The organism is Streptomyces brasiliensis (genome assembly GCF_014647875.1).
Lineage (GTDB): Bacteria > Actinomycetota > Actinomycetes > Streptomycetales > Streptomycetaceae > Streptomyces > Streptomyces brasiliensis.
On record NZ_BMQA01000187.1, the window covers coordinates 1 to 2,340 of the forward strand.

General features: G+C 69.4%; 2 protein-coding genes. One reads left to right on the forward strand and one right to left on the reverse strand.

Going from position 1 to position 2,340, the window contains the following annotated elements; genetic code table 11:
* A partial coding sequence (locus IEZ19_RS49540) for a ferritin family protein (RefSeq protein WP_189317920.1) occupies positions 1-831 on the reverse strand: 831 nt, incomplete at its 3' end.
* Positions 832-1,465: 634 nt separating this feature from the next.
* Here IEZ19_RS49540 and IEZ19_RS49545 point away from each other — a divergent pair.
* Positions 1,466-2,023: a phosphoheptose isomerase family protein gene (locus IEZ19_RS49545; RefSeq protein ID WP_189317921.1), complete on the forward strand. Its 558-nt coding sequence runs from the start codon at positions 1,466-1,468 to the stop codon at positions 2,021-2,023.
* Positions 2,024-2,340: the final 317 nt, after the last annotated feature.

Below are 2,340 nucleotides of genomic sequence, written 5' to 3' on the forward strand. Positions count from 1 at the left end.
CAGATCCGCGATCCTGCTCAGGACCGCGGGACGGGCCGCATGAGAACGCTCATAGGAGCAGACACTGGCGAGATCACTCTGCGACAGCTGCGGGAGCCGGTCGAGGATCATCCTGGTGCTGAGCCTGCGGTAGTCGGCGATCGGCAGCTCGTCCTCCGAAATGAGAGCTCCCTCCGGCACGCCCTGGATCCGGTCCACGCCGGGCATCCGCTCGGCCGTCTCCCGCAGCCAGCTGCCCCAGTCGCGGACGGCCAGGCTGGCGCCGGCGCCGGCACCCTCGGTGGCCGCCGTCGCTGCCTCGGCGGCCGCCACCGCCGCCTCGGCCTGCCGGTCGAGACGGCCGACAAGTTCGTCCAGCGTCTCCTCGCCGTCGCGGCGGATGGAGCTGAGCAGGTCCTCCGTGACGGCGTCCTGGGCCTCTTGAGCGATACGCTCGGCGGCCCGGCAGATGGCCACGGCGAAGGCGGTGGCCGCGTACTCCTCCTCGACGTTCTTCAGCAACTGCTCCTCCGTCGCCTTCGCCGGCTGGCTCCGCAACAGGGCGCCCGGTGCGACCATGGCCGCATCCAGGGGCAGCCGGGCCACGTGCCGGGTGAGATCCCAGGCGTTGTTGAGAACGTTCTGCACGAGCCCGCGCGGCTTCAACGTATCCAGGCGTTCGTCGATGGCATACACGTGCCCCCGGGCATCGCCGACACGGCGCTCCAGGAACTCCCGGTACTCCCCGGCAGGCGTAACGGCGAGATCGGCTTTGAAGCGATCGGCAAGTGCAGCTTCGGCCTCACGGACCTCGCGCAGCGCAGGAACGAGCATGTCTGTGGCTATGGCCATCACGTTTCCTTCGACTAGGGCGATGCTCGCATGACTCGGGCCAATGACCGGCCCCGCCCCCTTATCCCCACGGTGCCCCGAAACGCCCCCTCCCGCATCTCCCCGTCAAGGCGCCCGCGAGTCGATCCGACCCTCGATGGCGGCCCCCAAGTGGCGTCCGCCGACCAGCTGCAATGAGGGTCAGGTACGGCCAAAGACGCTGGCGCTTGACCCAAGGCCCTGGGGTCCGGGACTGTACGGTCACTGGTGTAACTCCCGAGCTGGAAGCGACAGTTGATGACTGACGTGGCGCGCCCTGTCCGGCGGTCCCGGTGACAGGATGCCTGCCTCGGTGACAACTATCGTGCTTCGGCTCAGCAGGGCCTCGAGTTGCCGGACGGTGTTCTGGTCGGCCGAACTGACGCGGACGTAGGAGACGATCAAGGCCGCCGGGAGCCCCTTCCGCGGTGCGCGTGTCCGGATAGCTTCTCAGATCCCAGCCGACACATGTCAGAGAATCCGGCATCGGACTCTATTCTGACGCTCTTTCGGTGATGCCCGGGGTGTGGTGCTGGGGTGTACCCCAGCACCACACCCCGGGCTCCCGTTGGAAGGCCTCCGGGACCACGACCGAGCCGCGTGCGACAGCTGTGGCATGCTCGTCCGCGTGATCGATGTTCCGGCCGATGACTGGTCGTTCGCGACCGCACGGGAGCCGGCCCGGTTCGGCGTCTGCGAGGTGAACGGCGCTCCTGGCGTCGAGCACGCCGTGGGCGCGCGCGGGACCCTGTGCAGCATATCGGCGCGGCACACCACCCGCTACCTGCACCTGTTCGATCCCGGCGCCCCTCACTCGTGTCTGCGGTGCCGTCAGCGGGCTGAGGCCGCCCCGACGGAGCCGAGCGCGCAGGAGCGTCTTCACGACAGGGTGCGGGCTGCGGCTCAGGGGAAAGTCCGCGACGACCTGCTCGCCGCGCTTCGCGGAGGCGCGAAGGTCTCCTTGTGGATCAACGGTCCATCCGCGTCTCTGGCGGAACACTACGCGGGGCTCGATGAGTTGACCGACGGGGCTGGGCCCACCGTTGAGGCGTTCGGCGCCGCCGCGACGGTCGACCTGGCCCGCGTCGAGAGCGGTCCATGGCGGTTCATCGTCGTCCTGCCGGCGGACGGCGGCGGCCCGTTTGTCGCGCGCGGGCCACGCGATCCTCATTGACGCGGTCAGGCCCGGCCGCAGCTGCTGATGCCGCTGGAGGGGCGTCGGGTGTGACCGTCGCCGATGACCAGGCGCGAGGCGAGGTCGAGGCGGACCTCGCCCCCGAGCTCGACAGTTGGTAGGCATACGGCGGGGGCGGAAGTGCGGGCTGACCTGCGGCGATGGGCATGACGGGGCTCCGGGGCCGTGTGCCCACGGCTCCGGAGCGCGTTTTCCCAGCTCAGGGGCTATTCGGAGGTCTTGAGGCCGCTCATCTTTGGGTGCGTTGCTTCTTGAGTGATGGGTGGGTGGGTGCGGTCACGCCGCGAGGGCGAGTT

What these genes read in the sequence shown, in the direction of transcription:
- IEZ19_RS49545 (WP_189317921.1), top strand. Translation starts at nt 1,466, where the DNA reads ATGCTCGTCCGCGTGATCGATGTTCCGGCCGATGACTGGTCGTTCGCG.